The following is a 15,098-nucleotide window of genomic DNA, read 5'->3' on the forward strand; positions in this document are numbered from 1 at the left end:
CATCATGACGACAGGGGCTAACAAAGGCCGCTCTGTCGTGATCGTGGGGGGCGGTATTGCGGGACTCGCAGCCGCCCTTTGTTTTGCGCGGACAGGCGCAAAAGTTCGCGTTTACGAACAGGCGAAAGAACTCAAAGAGGTCGGTGCAGGGTTGCAGATCACGCCGAATGGCGCGGCTGTTCTCAAGGCGCTTGGCCTCTCGGAAATCGCCGACAAGCGCGCCATTCGCGGCGCTGCCGTCAGGCCGATGGATGCGATCAGTGGCAAACAGGTCGCGTCATTCGATCTCACGCAGCTCGACGGTGAGCCCTACAGGTTTTTTCACCGCGCGGACCTCCTCGACATTCTGGCGACCGGCGCCATTCAGGCAGGGGTAGAGATCACCACCGATGCCCGCGCGGAAGAGCTTGGCCCTGACTATGTGCGCTTCTCGAATGACGAAACGGTCCAAGGCGACCTGATTATCGGCGCGGACGGCCTGCATTCCGTCGTTCGGCAGGACCTCAATGGCCGCGATACGCCGTTCTTTACGGGGCAGGTGGCTTGGCGATCGGTTGTGCAGGTTCGTGATGCAGAGCCCGTTGCCCGCATCTGGATGGGCCCGAAAAAACACGTCGTGACCTATCCGCTGATCGGCGGGCGCATGAATATCGTGGCTGTGCAGGAGCGCGACGACTGGGTGGCCGAGGGCTGGCACTACTTCGACGAGCCGTCGCATGTTCGCGAAGCCTTTGCCGACTGCGCGCCCGAGTTGAAGAATATCCTCGACCAGATGCAGACGACACGCCTGTGGGGCCTGTTTCGCCATCCGGTCGCGAAGGTCTGGCATGACGATACCCGCGTGATCCTTGGTGATGCGGCCCATCCGACGCTGCCGTTCCTTGCGCAGGGCGCGAACCTCGCGCTGGAAGACGCCTATGTGCTGGCGGACGAGTGTGATCGCTGCGAGGACCAGAGTACCGCACTCGCACTCTATCAGTCCGCCCGCCGCGACCGCGTATCACGCGCCATCGAGGCTGCGAACGCCAACGCAGTGAACTACCATCTGCAAGGCATGAAACGCACCGCGGCCCATGCTGCGCTGGGTTTGCTCAGCGCCACCGCGCCGCAGTTATTCCTCAAGCGGATGGACTGGCTCTACGGTCACGACGTGACTGCAGAAAAAAGTTGAAAAACTTCGGAACCGGAAGCGGGTCGGTTGCATTTACTCTGTGAAGGCGGTCCCAAAACGCCTGATTTGAGTGATGTGCAGTCTGTTCCCCTGTACGAAAAGAGTTTGCAGTTCTTAGTTTTGTTCCCAGTACCCCCGAAGGCGTCCCTCCTTCGGGGGTAATTTTATTTGGGCCTTAGGCGTCGAGTTCGACCCAGACCGGCACGTGGTCCGACGGCTTTTCCTTCGCCCGCTCGTCCTTTTCGATCCAGCAATCTTGCATCAGATCAGCGCATTGCGCCGACATCAGGAAGTGGTCGATGCGAATGCCGTCGTTCTTGTTCCAAGCGCCCGCCTGATAATCCCAGAACGAATAGTGGCCGCCGCCCCGCACTCGCGAGCGGAACGCTTCGGTAAAGCCGAGGTTCAGGATTTTGCGGAACGCGGCGCGGCTTTCGGGGCGGAACAGCGCATCTTCGCGCCACGCGTCGGGCCGTGCGGCGTCTTCGGCCTGCGGAATGATGTTGTAGTCGCCGGCCATCAGCATCGGCATTTCGTCCTGCAAAAGCTCCTGCGCACGTAGGCGCATCCGCTCCATCCAAGCGAGTTTGTACTCGTACTTCGGACCGGGAACGGGGTTGCCATTGGGCAGGTAGAGGCCGCAGATCTTCACTGCTTCCTTGTCGCCGATCACCGTCGCCTCGATCCAGCGGGCCTGTTCATCCTCGTCATCGCCTGGCAGGCCGCGGGTGACGTCCTCAAGCGGCAGGCGGGACAGGATCGCAACCCCGTTAAAGCTCTTCTGACCGTGGGTTTCGACGCGGTAGCCCATGTCCTCGAAATGCTCGCGAGGGAAGTTCTCGTCGACCGATTTGATCTCTTGCAGGATGGCCACGTCGGGCTTGCTGTTCTCAAGCCAGTCCGTCAGGCGCTCGAAACGCGCTTTGATACCATTGATGTTGAAGGTTGCGATCTTCATGCCCGTCTCCTGCTGCTTGGCCCTTTGTCCAGTGGTTGGCCGCAGGGTGCAAGGCAGAATTCAGAGGTTCATCCGCTTGACCACCGCGCGGCGGATCGCTTCGAGCAGTCTTTCGCCACCGTCGGGATGGCCGAGGTCTACGCAATCATTGGCCATATCCATCGCATCGCGGCGGGTGCTGAGGAAAATGATCGGCACTTTGGCCATCTTCGCCTTTCGGACAAGGCTGCTGACAGTGTCTTCGGCTTCGAAGTTGGGGTCGAGGATGACAAAGTCGATGTCGTTGCTATCGAGGACCTGCTCGGTCTCAATGGCGCTACGGGTTTCAATCACATTCGCACCTGCGCGGCGCATACCATCGACAAGCACGTGATGGCGGATGCGGTTCGGATCGCAGATCACGATGGAACGCGTAACAAGCAGCGGGCCGAAGCCGCCGGTCATTTCCTGATCGTAGCGGCCGTCGCGCGTTGGAACCGTCAGGCTGACACGCAGGCCGCGTGTGCCGTTGCGGGCGATCTGCATCTCGCCGCCCGACTGGGCTGCTACAGCGCGGAGGTTCAATAGGCCGAAGCCCATCGAGTCGGCTTTGTTGCCTGCATGGGGGCGGGGGGACAGCACAGCGGCGATCTGTTTGTCTGTCATGCCCGGACCATCGTCCGCCACGATGAAGGTGACAGCGGGTGATCCCAAAAGTCCATGCGATTGTTCGACCGAAACGGTGACGTTGCCGTCCAGTTTGCCTTCGTGCTCCATCGCTTCGAGCGCATTCATCACAAGGTTCACCAGCACGTCCAGCAGTTCGGATTGCGGCACGAGCGTCGTGCGGTCGAAATTCGGCTGGATGATTTGCAGCTTTGCGGCGGTGCCGATCATCGGAACCGTCAGAATGCGCAGGTCTTCGAGCACTTCTCCGACATCCGCAGGGTCGTCTTCCAGCGTATCGCCGGCCGCCATTTTAACGAGGCGTTTCAGGATTTGCTCGCCGCCTACTAGCGATTTCGTCGCGCTTTGCAGCAACGGATCGTCGGACTTAGACTTCACGCCGAACGTTTCCAAGGCCAGCAGCGAGGTAACCAGCATTTTGCGGAAGTCGTGCAGCAGGCCGCCGGTCATCCGACCGAGAGTCTCAAAGCGGTGCGCGTTGCCGATACGCGTGCGGGCGATAACGGTCGAGGTTTCGTCCCGCAGGCTAATCATGTAGCCGCGTGCCTTGCCGTCTTCGCGAATGACCTGCGCTCCAATGATCACGTAGCGGATGGTGCCGTCGTCCGATTTGAAGCGCACGGTTTCCTGAGGGATCGAACGCATTTCGCGCAGGCGGTTGAGGACCTGAACGGAGCTTTCGTCAGCGGCGCGGTCAGCCAGATCTGCCAGCAGCGCATCGCCGGTGCGGGCAGGGGCGCTGATGAACGAGCGTGCCGTTCCGTTCGTGTGGAGGACGTTGCGATCCTTGTCCAGCACCACGATCCCCATGTCGGAAAGCTCGATCAGGCTCCGCAAATCGCCGTCGCGTTCCGCACTGGCCGCAAGTTCGAGGTTCAGGCGGAGGTGCGACCGCTCCGTCAGCGCGAGGGCTGCAAGAGCTGCGATCAGCAGAACGGTTTCGATGAAGAGGCGGGTCAGATAGGACTGAAAGTTGTCGAAAACCTGCTCTTCACGGTCCCGCAGACTGTAGACGGCCTGATCGGCAAAGACGCGGAGTGCGGCCACTGCTTCATCGTCGCGGACGCGGATCAGATCGTCGAGTTCGTCGGGCGTCAGAGAGTCGCCATTCGCCACAATCGGCAGCTTGGCGAAGTATTGGTCAAACGTCCTGCGGACATCATTGAGCAAGGTCTGATCAACGCTCGAGATCTCGGCTAGCTTCGTCAGCGCGGCTTTGACGCTGACAGCGTTCGAGCGAGTTGCGGCGATATATTCTGTTCTACTTTCAGGACGTAAGGCGGCGTTCTTGAAGTTGTGGATAAAGCCGCCGTAGCCGATTTCCTGCTCCAGAATGAGCATGGTTTCTACAAGCGTCTGGTGCGCAGTCGCAATTTCGCGGGTTTCGCGCACACGTCCAGGAAGCTGGACAAAACCGTCGAGCAAAAGGACGAGCAGCAGTGTACCGGAAAGACCAATCCAGACGCGACGCCAAGCGGTGTTCCTGATCCTGCGCGGGTCGGTCGCCAGTGCTGCCATGTTTAGTTCGCTGAAATCGATGCCGCGGTTTCGGACGAACTGGCGTATTTGGTAATCAACTCGTCTAGCTCAGCGAGCCGATACGTTTTCTCGATCTTGGCGGCGGCATTATGCAGGCCGACCTGCATGACCGGCGAACTGCGCACGGTCCACATACCGGTCATCGCGATGATCGGCAGATCCTGATCTTTTTCTTTTAGCAGATTGACGGCCGTGATCGCACCACCGCCCGGCATGATGACATCCACAAAGGCGAGGTTGAAGACGCCGGGTTCCACCATCTCGACCGCGTCGAACTGGTTCGTAGCGCAAGACGTCGTATGGCCGAGCGCCTGAATGGCTTCGGAAGCGGTATCAAGAAATGTTTGATCGTCGTCGACTAAGAGGATATGTGCCATAGTCGAACGGTACGTCAAAAAAATACCTTTGGCTAGCGCCACTAGGGTAAAATTTACACGTTAATTTTCTTCTAGGTTTAGATCGAGAATGAGGTGCCACAACCGCACGACGAAGAGGCGTTCGGGTTGTCGATCGCAAAGCGCGCGCCGATCAGTTCGTCGGTGAAATCGATGGTCGCTCCTGCGAGGAACGGCAGGGAGGTCGCGTCGACCACGACTTTCTCTCCGTCTTTTTCAAGGACGAGGTCATCGTCAACCGGCGCGTCGAGGGTGATCTCGTACTGGAAGCCGGAGCAGCCGCCGCCCGAGACGGCAACGCGCAATGCCTTGCCCTGAGAGGCGGCACCGATCTCTGCAAGCCTGTCGAAGGCGCGCGGCGTGACGGTCGGGGGAACATTCAGCATTTTCAGGCCTATTAGTAGAGCTACATTGCCAATATAGAAACCAAAGGCAGACACAACAAGGCAGGGCAATTCACATGGTCGCGCCCTATGCAACCGATCCCACGAAAACGCGGGGACGTCTTTATCCCGAAGAAGAGAGCCATTTCCGCTCGCCATTCCAGCGTGACAGGGACCGCATCATTCATGCCAGCTCTTTCCGCAGGCTCAAGCACAAGACGCAAGTTTTCATCGAACACGAGGGCGATTATTTCCGCACACGTCTCACACACTCGATCGAAGTTGGGCAGGTCGGGCGTACGATCGCGGGCACGCTCGGCCTTAATCAGGAACTGACCGAAGCGGTCGCTCTTGCGCACGACCTTGGCCACCCGCCGTTCGGTCACACAGGTGAAGATGCGCTTCATGAATTAATGGCGCCCTATGGCGGCTTCGATCACAACGCTCAGGCGATCCGGATCGTGACCAGCCTCGAACGGCACTATGCCGATTTCGACGGGCTCAACCTGACGTGGGAAACGCTCGAAGGCATCGCAAAGCACAACGGACCCGTCACGGGCGACATTCCGTGGGCGCTGGAAGCCTACAACAAAAAGCAGGATCTGGAGCTTCACACCCACGCCAGCGCCGAGGCGCAGGTCGCCGCGCTGTCCGATGACATCGCATACAATAACCACGATCTGCACGACGGTCTGCGGGCCGAGCTGTTCAGCACGGACGAGCTGGCGGATTTGCCGATCCTCCATGAATGCTGGGCGGAAGTGGATCGCAAGTACCCCGGTCTCAACTACTACCGCCGCCGCCACGAGGCGCTGCGCCGCTTCTTCGGCATCCTCGTCGAGGACGTGATTGCGGTCAGCTCGAAGAACCTCAAGGAGCTCGACGCAGCTTCGGTCGAGGAGGTCCGTCACGCGGGCCGGATGATGGTCCAGTTCAGCCCGGCACTGTGGGAAGACCTCAAAGTCATCCGCAAATTCCTGTTCCACCGCATGTATCGCCACCCCGCTGTGGTTGAAATGCGCAAGCACGTCACGGCGGCTGTCAAAGACCTGTTTCCGCTGTTCATGGCCGATCCGACGCATCTGCCAAAGCAGTGGCGCAAGGACGTGGCCGAAGTTCAGAGCGAAACGGAACTTGCCCGCATCGTCTGCGACTATATCTCCGGCATGACGGACCGCTTTGCGATCCAGGAACATGCGCGCCTTACGGGCTCGGATATTATCGAAAGGACTCGGGTCACGAATGTCGGTTGAGAACGCTGCTGCGGAGGCGATGACGCCTATCATGGCCTTTGCACTGGTTGGTGCGCTTGGCGTCGGCTCGCAATGGCTGGCTTGGAGACTGAGGCTGCCCGCCATCGTACTGATGCTGGCCGCCGGTCTGATCGTCGGACCCGCCACGGGCATTTTCGACCCCTCAAGGGACATCGGGCCGCTCATGAGCCCGATGATCTCTGTCGCGGTGGCCATCATTCTGTTCGAAGGCGGGATGACCCTGAACAAGCGGTCGTTGTCGGATGCGGCGACGGGTGTAAGGCGGCTGGTGTTCATCGGCGCGCCGCTCGGCTGGCTGACGTCCGCTATCGCGCTGCACTACGCGGCAGGGCTTGATTGGGAAACGTCGGCGGTGTTCGGCGGCATCATGATCGTGACAGGGCCAACTGTTATCGCGCCTCTGCTGCGCACGGCTCGTCTGCAAAAACGCCCCGCGAACCTTCTGCAATGGGAAGCGATCCTGAACGATCCCATCGGCGCTTTGGCTGCCGTTCTCGCGTTTGAATTTGTCGTTGTCCGTCACTCCGCTGCCGAAGCGGACGGTGCGACGATGGGCTTCATCATGGGCCTCGGCTTTGCGATCGTTTTCGGGCTCGCCTGCGGCTTTGGTATCGCACTGGCCTTCCGCCGCGCCTATGTGCCCGAATACATGAAGGTGCCGGTGCTGTTCACCGTGCTGCTGGGCTGCTTCGCTGTCTCCGAGACGCTGCTGCACGAAAGCGGTCTGCTCGCTGTGACCCTGATGGGTGTTGTCGTCGCCAACGCCAAGCTGCAATCCTACGAAGAGCTGCGCCGCTTCAAGGAACACGCGACCATCCTCCTGGTCTCGGGCGTGTTTATCCTGCTGGCGGCAAACCTCGACTTCGACACGCTCGCGCGTCTCGATTGGACGGCGCTGCTGTTCATTCTCTCGGTGATCCTGATAGCGCGTCCTCTGACGGTCATGACTTCGCTGGCGTTTTCGGGCGTGCCGATGAAAGAGCGTGTTCTCGTTGCCCTGACCGGTCCGCGCGGCGTTGTTCTTGTGGCTGTTGCCGGCCTCTTTGGCGAGCGCCTTCAGTCGATGGGCCTCGAAGACGGCGCGCTTGTCGGACCGCTGGCCTTTGCGCTGGTGGCCGCGACCGTTGTCCTCCACGGCTTCACGCTTGGCCCGCTTGCACGTGCGCTCGGTCTGTCGGGGTCGGGGGCTGCTGGCGTCATCGTCGTTGGCGGTTCGCGCTGGACGACCGCACTGGGCGAGGCCATCGACCGCGCTGGCGTTCCGGTGCTTGTTGCCGATCCGAACCACGTGAACCTGCGGCTCGCACGTACCGCGGGTCTGCCGACGTTCATGGGCGATATTCTGTCCGAAGCGGCGGAAGACCGTCTTGAATGGGTGGGCTACCAGACTGTTGTCGCCGCAACTGACAACGATGCCTACAACACGCTGGTCGCCACTGACCTTGGCCCTGAATTTGGCCGCAACCAGACCTATCAAGTGCAGCGAGAAAAGAGCGAGATTGCAAACTACACGCTGCCGACCACGCTGGGCGGTATGCAGTTCGGTCCGGAGAAGACCCGCCGTGCGCTCGACGATATGATCGAAGAGGGCTGGACCTTCCGCGTGACCAAACTGAGCGAGGAGTTCACATTCGAAGACTGGCGCGGTCGCCGTCCCGATGCCCATGTGATCGGTTTTGTCCCTGCGGGAGAGGGGCCGATCTTTGTCCGCAAGGACGAACAGGTCAAAGCGTCGGCCGGTGTCCAGCTCATCTCCATGCTGCCGCCGGGGACGTTGGAAGGCGAGGCAAGCAAGAAGCGTCCTCACTTGCCTGAGGACCTACCTGACCGCGCGGGAGCCGGTGAACGGAATGGCAAGGCCCCAAAGGATCAGAACGATCATACCGCAAAGTCCTAAGTTATAGTGAAGATTGCTCGGCGCGCTGAAATCAGGCGCGCCGTCCATCGCAACAATAGCCTCTGACCCGCCGCCGAAAATCGGATAGGCCCAGAACATAATCACGATCGATAGCGCGATGGCGTGCAGCCAGAGCTTGCCATCGTGCTTGTAGTTCGTCGATTGCAGCGACCAGCCCGCAAAGAACGCAAGCAGCGCGAACGCCTGCTGGGCAAAGTGGTGCGTCACAACCGTATATCCGCTGGGCACCTGAGCCGAGCGCATTGCCGCCATCCCTACCGCATCTGCACCAAGCCCCGCCATAAGCATAAGCGCGACACCGATGATCAGGTGCGGCTCGTCACGGCGATGCGGATCGACGGTCACGATGGCAAGAAGGGTGAGCAGGATGATCTCGGGCACCGCAAAGACGATCATCGCGAGGTCCAGTGGCGTGCGGAAGAAAAAGTAGGTGTAAAGTGCCATCGCCCCGAAGATCGTCGCAACGAGGATGTTCGCCCCGATGCGGTAGGGCGGGGAGATGCAGATCATCGACGTGGAAGCCAAGAGCAGCAGCGCCAAACCGAGCGCGCGGCAGTATTCCTCGGCGCGGTCCATGACTTTGAGTAGGTGGTTCAGCCGCGGGCCGAAAGCATCGGGATTGAGCAGGGCGCTGGCTTGCCACGCGATGACGATCACGAAGATGACCGCAGCAATCCACGACCCGATCGCCCAATATCGCCCTGACGGCGAGCCGTTGTCGGCAGCGACGGATGCGACGAACGCCGCAACTGCCATGATCAGCAACGCGCCCGTTTCGCTCAGAAAGCCCGAAAGGATACCACGGAGGCCCGCTTGACCGGCGCTATGCGCGGAAATGGCCTGAAGGACGGGCTGTTGCCAATCCAAGTGGATTTGCAGGTAAAGTACCTGCATGACGGCGCAAAAGGCGCAGAGACCAACAAAAATCAACGATATACGACTCATTACTCTACTACCATCAGGCGAACCGGCGACCTAATACAAGGGGGGTAATCCGGTCCGTGACCGTTGACGTTATGGTTTGCCGTGTTAAACCCGCCGCGAACTCCAGAGAGATAAAGAAATGAACCTGTTTTCCGATATCCGTGCGCTCGTGGTGGATTGCCTCGATGCCTTGGTCGCCGAAGGTGCGCTTCCCGAAGGGCTGGACTTTCAGAACGTCGCAGTAGAGCCGCCCCGTGATCCGCTTCACGGTGACATGGCGACCAACGCCGCGATGGTTCTTGCCAAGCCTGCCAAGATGAACCCGCGTCAGATCGCTGAAGCGCTTGCTGCCAAGCTGCTCGCTGATCCGCGTATCACCATCGCCGAAGTTGCCGGTCCTGGTTTCCTGAACATGCGCCTCGATGGCTCGGTGTGGCAGGGTGTCGTGAAAACCGCGCTCGCAGATAGTGGCTACGGCCAATCGGAACTTGGCAAGGGCAAGAAGGTCAACGTCGAATACGTGTCGGCAAACCCGACCGGCCCGATGCACGTTGGCCATACCCGCGGCGCCGTTTTCGGTGACGCGCTGGCGTCGCTGCTGGCCTATGCAGGCTACGATGTGACCCGTGAATACTACATCAACGATGGCGGCGCGCAGGTCGACGTTCTGGCGCGTTCGGCGTTCGAGCGTTACCGCGAGGCAAACGGTCTGGAGCCGGAGATTGCCGAAGGTCTCTATCCGGGTGATTATCTCATTCCGGTCGGTGAGGCGGTGAAAGAGAAGTTCGGCGACAGCCTCCTCGATAAGCCCGAAGCCGAATGGCTGCCGGAAATCCGCGAAATCGCGACTGAAGCGATGATGGACATGATCCGCGGCGACCTTGCGTCGCTGGGCGTGAAGATGGATGTCTTCTCGTCGGAGAAAGCACTCTACGGCACCGGCAAGATCGAAAGTGCCATCGAAAAGCTGCGCGGCGACGGCCTGATCTACGAAGGCGTTCTGGAGCCGCCGAAGGGCAAGGTGCCGGAAGACTGGGAACCGCGCGAGCAGACCCTCTTCAAGTCGTCGGAATTTGGCGATGACGTCGACCGTCCGGTAAAGAAGTCGGACGGCTCGTGGACCTATTTCGCCCCCGACATCGCCTACCACTATGACAAGTGCGAACGCGGTTTCGATATGCTGATCGACATCTTCGGTGCCGACCACGGTGGCTACGTGAAGCGTATGAAGGCGGCCGTTTCGGCGCTGTCGAACAACCGCGTTCCGCTCGATATCAAGCTGATCCAGCTGGTGAAGCTGTTCAAGAACGGCGAGCCGTTCAAGATGTCGAAGCGTGCGGGCACCTTTGTTACCCTGCGCGACGTGGTCGAGCAGGCCGGTGCCGACGTGACCCGTTTCCACATGCTGACCCGCAAGAACGACGCGCCGCTGGACTTCGACTTCGACAAGGTGCTCGAACAGTCGAAGGACAACCCCGTCTTCTACGTGCAGTACGCCAACGCCCGTATCAACTCGGTCGTGGGTAAGGCCAAGGACGCTGGCATCGACGTCTCGGACGCCGCGCTGCAAGCTGCCGACCTGAACCTAGCGTCGAGCGAAGCGGAAACCGCCGTTGCCAAAAAGCTGGCCGAATGGCCGCGTCTGGTGGAGATCGCAGCGAAGGGGCAGGAGCCTCACCGCATCGCGTTCTACCTTTATGAACTGGCGTCGGAATTCCACGGTCTGTGGAACAAGGGGAACGACGATACCTCCCTGCGTTTCTTGCAGGATGACAACATTGCCGCATCGCAAGCGAAAATTGCGCTCATCCGTGCAGTAGAGGTTGTTATTGCATCGGGCTTGGGTATCTTGGGCGTCGTACCGGCGAAAGAGATGCGATAACGCACGCCGCCGGCCGAGCAGGCAACCCCGATGAAGCCCCGTCATTGCGCGTGGGCGCAATGAGGTAAAGATGGCGACGTATTCCGACCTGAATGCGCCCCAAGGGCGGACTCCGAATGTAAGTCAAATTCTGAGTAAGGTCGGTGCCTTGTCCTCCGTGGCCCTTGTCGTCGTAATCGGCGTCTGGGGCTACCAGCTTGTCCAGAAAGATGCGCAGGGCGTTCCGGTGGTGCGAGCCACCGAAGGCCCGATGCGCATCGCTCCCGCCGATCCCGAAGGCGATATCGCGCCGCACAAGGGCCTGTCGGTCAATGCGATCGCGGGCCTTGGCGGTGCCGTTGCGCCCGAAACCTCCTCGACCCTTTATCTGGCACCGCCGACTGTCGGCCTGACCATGGACGACCTGCGCGCCATGCCCACGGCAGAGCAGGGCGAAGTCCTCGCCGAAGGTGTCGATGCCAATTCGCCCGCTCCCGAAGTTCGCGAAATCGCGCTGCCGTCCGAGGAGGGCGAAGTGCCTGACGATGCGATTGCCGCGCTGGCCGATGCGCTGGCTGCCGGTATCTCTCCGCTCGTGAAGATCGAAACCGATACTCCGCCTGTGGCGACCGCAGTGAATGGCGTGTCGAGCGAGATTATCGCCGACATCGTTCCCGCCTCTGTTCCTGGTGTGCGCGATGCACCGCGCCCGATCATGCGTCCGGGTACGCTGGCCGCTGCAGCGCGCCGCCCGATGCCTGCTGCTGATCTGCCCACTGACGCGAACGTCACCACGACCCCGATCCCCGTCGGCACGAACCTCGCGCAGCTTGGTGCTTTCGATGCGCCTGAAGTTGCGGCGCAAGAGTGGGTGACCTTCAACCAGCGGTATCCCGAATTGCTAGCCGGTAAGGAGCGCCTGATCCTTCAGGCCGAACGCGCGGGCAAGACGTTCTACCGTCTGCGCGCTGCGAACTTTACCGATCTATCCGATGCACGCCGTTTCTGTGCTGCCATTCAGGCGGAAGGCCCCGATTGCGTCCCTGTCGTCGTCCGCTAGGGCCGCGCTGACCGCCTGACCGTTGACATCCGCGCGCGGGATGCGGAACCTGAGGCGTTGGCGGAACAAGGGTCGTTATGTCCGATCTTTTCGAAGAAGATAAAATGAGCGTCTCCGACCGCATCGCGGCGGAAGCGCTCATTGTGGACGTCGGATCGTTCGAAGGCCCGCTCGACCTTCTGCTGACGCTGGCACGCACGCAAAAGGTCGACCTGCGGCAGATTTCGATGCTCGCGCTGGCCGAACAATACCTCGCTTTTGTCGAAAAAGCCCGCGAGTTGCGTCTGGAGCTTGCCGCCGATTACCTCGTGATGGCGTCATGGCTGGCGTTCCTGAAATCGCGCCTTCTACTTCCGCCCGATCCGACCGAGGATGGCCCGTCCGGTGAAGAACTTGCCGCGCACCTCGCGTTCCAGCTTGAAAGGCTGCAAGCCATGCGGGACTCTGCAGCGAAGCTGATGGCGCGGGACCAGAAGGGACGTGACTTCTTCGTGCGCGGCATTCCCGAGGATGTCGAACGCGTCCGCACCGTGCGCTATACCGCGACGCTGCTCGACCTCATGCAGGGCTACGCCCGCATCCGCACGCGCGACGATTTCCGCCCGTTCGTGTTTGATCGCGAACATGTCGACACGCTCGAACGTGCGCTGGAGCGGATGCGCCCGCTGATCGGCTATGCCCGCGAATGGACGCAGCTCGCGCAATACATGCCCGACGGTTGGGAGCAGGATAAAATGCGAACGCGTTCGTCCACCGCCGCGACCTTTGCAGCCGCGTTGGAGCTGGCCAAGGAAGGCCGCATCGACATCCGGCAGGGCGAGACGTTCGCGCCGATCCAGATCCGCAGAAAGAACAGGACCGATGACTGACACCACCGAAGACCCCAGCCTGTTCGAAGCGCCGACCGAGGGTGAGCAGGAGCGCATGGTTGAAGCCATCCTCTTTGCCAGTGCCGACCCGATCTCCCTGCGCGAACTCGCCGACCGGATGCCCCACGGCTGCGAGCCGGGGCGGGCTATTGATACGCTACAAAAGCGCTACGAAGGGCGCGGGTTCCGGCTGGTCAAGGTGGGCGAGGCTTGGGCCTTCCGAACCGCACCGGATCTGGCCTATCTGATGCAGAAAGAGACGGTCGAGGTTCGTAAACTGAGCCGCGCTGCTATTGAGACGCTCGCTATCGTCGCCTACCATCAACCCGTCACCCGCGCCGAGATCGAAGAAATCCGCGGCGTCTCGGTGTCGCGCGGCACGCTCGACCAGTTGATCGAGATGGACTGGATCAAGCTCGGTCGACGTAAGATGACACCTGGTCGCCCTGTGACGTTTCTCGTGACGCAAGAATTCCTCGACCACTTCGGGCTGGAAAGCGCGCGTGACCTGCCGGGGATCAAGGAACTGCGCGCTGCGGGCCTTCTCGATAATCGCCTCCCGCCGGGGCGTGAGGTTACGGGCAATCCGGACGACGACGAGGACGAGGATGACGACGATCAGGTCGAAATGTTCGACGAGGATTGATCGCCGCCCGCGCGATCTTACGTCATGGGGCAGGAGGCTCCGATGGACCTAGCCAGACTGATTAATTTGCTCATCCGCACGCTGAACCGTCGCGGTGTGATCCGCGATATTCACAACAAAACGACGGGCAACAAGAACCGCACGCCCGCCGAACGCGCACGTTCGCAGCAGATCAACCAGACTATGCGCAAAGGCATGCGGGCGATGCGCTTGCTCGCCCGCTTTGGCCGTTTCTAGCCCTTCGTCACCATTAGACTGTCCAGCCCGTGGAAGTGGAAGACGTTCGCGTATTGCGGCTCGCCTGCAAGCTTCAGCGCGGGCAGGCGGTCGAACAGCACACCCATCGCGACCTTGAGTTCCAGACGTGCCAGCGGCGCGCCGACGCAGAAATGGATGCCGCCGCCGAAGCTGGTGTTCGTGGGGCCTTTGCGCTCGGGATCGAAGGCGTTCGGGTCGGCATAGGCCGCCGGATCGCGGTTAGCCGCACCCAGTAGGCACCCGACCATCTGGCCGCGTTTCAGGTCGTGGCCAAAGACAGTGATGTCCTCGTAAACCCAGCGCGTGAACGTATGCAGCGGCGGGTCGAAGCGTATGATCTCTTCAACGCTTGCATCGCTGATCTCGGTCAGACCGCGCTCCAGCATGGTTTTGACGCCATTGCCCATCGTGTGAACGGTCGCCTCGTGACCGGCATTGAGCAGCAGGATGACTGTCGTGACCAGTTCGTCGGTGGAGAGCTTCTCGCCTTCCTCCTCTGCTGCGATCAGTTCGGACAGCAGGTCATTCGCGGGGGCTTTGCGGCGGGCTTCGATATAGCCGACGATGAATTCGCGGAACTCGGTCGAGGCCTTCGCAGCAGCGTCTTCCACCTCGCGTGTACGGCGGGCCTGATACATCGCCACCATATCGTTCGACCAGCGCAGCAGATCCTCCGCGCGGTCCTCTGGCACGCCGAGCAGGCGGCAGATCACCACGACAGGGATCGGGCGGCAGAACGCATCGATCAGATCGAGCGGCCCTTCAGGGAAACGGTCGATCAGTTCGTTGGACAGTTCCTCGATATCACCTGCGAGCGACGCAATCCGGCGGGATGTGAACGCCCGCAGAACGAGGCTCCGCAAACGTTTGTGACGCGGTGCCTCCAGCTCCAGCATCGAATGCGCTTCGATATCATAGAATGGTTTGAGGTGCGGCGGGATCGGAGTTGCCTTCTCAGGCGGGATCTCACGTCCCAGACGGCGGTCTTTCAGAAGCGCGGAAACCGCTTCATGCGAGACAGCGCAAACCATCTGGTAATCATCCCAGTAGAACAGGTCTCCGGCCGCGCGCACGGAGTCGTAAAACGGGTAGGGATTCTGGACAAAGGCGGGGTCGGTCGGGGACTGCTGGAAGTGCTTCATGCGCGGAAGTTGCCCCTCCGCTCTGGTCAACGCA

Annotated in this window: 14 protein-coding genes; 8 read left to right on the forward strand and 6 right to left on the reverse strand. The window is 60.7% G+C overall.

Annotated features, from left to right (window positions below; translation table 11 throughout):
* The first annotated feature begins 4 nt into the window (after positions 1–4).
* Positions 5–1,171: an FAD-dependent monooxygenase gene (locus tag IF204_RS04045; protein WP_194094892.1), complete on the forward strand. Its 1,167-nt coding sequence runs from the start codon at positions 5–7 to the stop codon at positions 1,169–1,171.
* Between the two features lie 175 nt (positions 1,172–1,346).
* Here IF204_RS04045 and xth read toward each other — a convergent pair whose 3' ends face one another.
* The 4 genes from xth to IF204_RS04065 all read right to left on the reverse strand — a co-directional run bounded on the left by xth (position 1,347) and on the right by IF204_RS04065 (position 5,112).
* Positions 1,347–2,129, reverse strand: coding sequence for an exodeoxyribonuclease III (gene xth, locus IF204_RS04050; RefSeq protein WP_194094894.1), 783 nt, complete (start codon positions 2,127–2,129; stop codon positions 1,347–1,349).
* Positions 2,130–2,189: 60 nt separating this feature from the next.
* Complete coding sequence (locus tag IF204_RS04055; protein WP_194094896.1) at positions 2,190–4,313, reverse strand: ATP-binding protein; 2,124 nt, start codon at positions 4,311–4,313, stop codon at positions 2,190–2,192.
* A 2-nt stretch (positions 4,314–4,315) separates the two neighbouring features.
* The gene (locus tag IF204_RS04060; protein ID WP_194094898.1) at positions 4,316–4,711 is read right to left on the reverse strand and encodes a response regulator; all 396 of its coding nucleotides are present in this window, start codon (positions 4,709–4,711) and stop codon (positions 4,316–4,318) included.
* A gap of 77 nt (positions 4,712–4,788) precedes the next feature.
* Positions 4,789–5,112 (reverse strand): HesB/IscA family protein, encoded by a 324-nt coding sequence (locus IF204_RS04065; RefSeq protein ID WP_194098137.1) that lies wholly within the window; start codon positions 5,110–5,112, stop codon positions 4,789–4,791.
* Between the two features lie 77 nt (positions 5,113–5,189).
* On the opposite strand from IF204_RS04065, the gene IF204_RS04070 reads away from it, so the two are divergent.
* Together IF204_RS04070 and IF204_RS04075 are read left to right on the forward strand one after the other, a co-directional pair.
* Entirely contained in the window at positions 5,190–6,365 is a 1,176-nt protein-coding gene (locus IF204_RS04070; protein ID WP_167638503.1) for a deoxyguanosinetriphosphate triphosphohydrolase, read from the forward strand.
* Positions 6,355–8,283: a cation:proton antiporter gene (locus IF204_RS04075; RefSeq protein ID WP_194094900.1), complete on the forward strand. Its 1,929-nt coding sequence runs from the start codon at positions 6,355–6,357 to the stop codon at positions 8,281–8,283. The genes IF204_RS04070 and IF204_RS04075 overlap by 11 nt, the downstream gene beginning before the upstream one ends.
* Here IF204_RS04075 and IF204_RS04080 read toward each other — a convergent pair.
* Positions 8,206–9,198, reverse strand: a complete 993-nt coding sequence (locus IF204_RS04080) for a hypothetical protein (RefSeq protein ID WP_194094902.1) — start codon at positions 9,196–9,198, stop codon at positions 8,206–8,208. The two genes, IF204_RS04075 and IF204_RS04080, sit on opposite strands and share 78 nt — an antisense overlap.
* A gap of 169 nt (positions 9,199–9,367) precedes the next feature.
* Between IF204_RS04080 and argS the strand changes: the two genes are divergently transcribed.
* The 5 genes from argS (at position 9,368) to IF204_RS04105 (ending at position 13,901) form a co-directional block, all read left to right on the forward strand.
* Complete coding sequence (gene argS / locus IF204_RS04085) at positions 9,368–11,110, forward strand: arginine--tRNA ligase (protein ID WP_194094904.1); 1,743 nt, start codon at positions 9,368–9,370, stop codon at positions 11,108–11,110.
* A gap of 70 nt (positions 11,111–11,180) precedes the next feature.
* Positions 11,181–12,149 carry an SPOR domain-containing protein gene (locus tag IF204_RS04090; RefSeq protein WP_194094906.1) on the forward strand — a complete coding sequence of 323 codons (969 nt, stop codon included), beginning with the start codon at positions 11,181–11,183 and terminating at the stop codon, positions 12,147–12,149.
* Positions 12,150–12,226: 77 nt separating this feature from the next.
* Entirely contained in the window at positions 12,227–13,018 is a 792-nt protein-coding gene (locus tag IF204_RS04095) for a segregation and condensation protein A (protein ID WP_167638508.1), read from the forward strand.
* A complete protein-coding gene (scpB, locus tag IF204_RS04100; RefSeq protein WP_194094907.1) occupies positions 13,011–13,664 on the forward strand; it encodes an SMC-Scp complex subunit ScpB in 654 nt (217 codons plus the stop codon). The genes IF204_RS04095 and scpB overlap by 8 nt, the downstream gene beginning before the upstream one ends.
* Before the next feature lie 42 nt (positions 13,665–13,706).
* Positions 13,707–13,901 carry a hypothetical protein gene (locus IF204_RS04105; RefSeq protein ID WP_194094908.1) on the forward strand — a complete coding sequence of 65 codons (195 nt, stop codon included), beginning with the start codon at positions 13,707–13,709 and terminating at the stop codon, positions 13,899–13,901.
* On the opposite strand, the gene IF204_RS04110 is transcribed toward IF204_RS04105, so the two are convergent.
* On the reverse strand, positions 13,898–15,064 hold the full coding sequence (locus IF204_RS04110) for a cytochrome P450 (protein ID WP_194094909.1): 1,167 nt from the start codon (positions 15,062–15,064) through the stop codon (positions 13,898–13,900). The two genes, IF204_RS04105 and IF204_RS04110, sit on opposite strands and share 4 nt — an antisense overlap.
* Between the last annotated feature and the right edge of the window lie 34 nt (positions 15,065–15,098).

It is taken from the genome of Marivivens aquimaris (assembly GCF_015220045.1).
In the GTDB taxonomy this organism is placed as follows: Bacteria; Pseudomonadota; Alphaproteobacteria; order Rhodobacterales; family Rhodobacteraceae; genus Marivivens; species Marivivens aquimaris.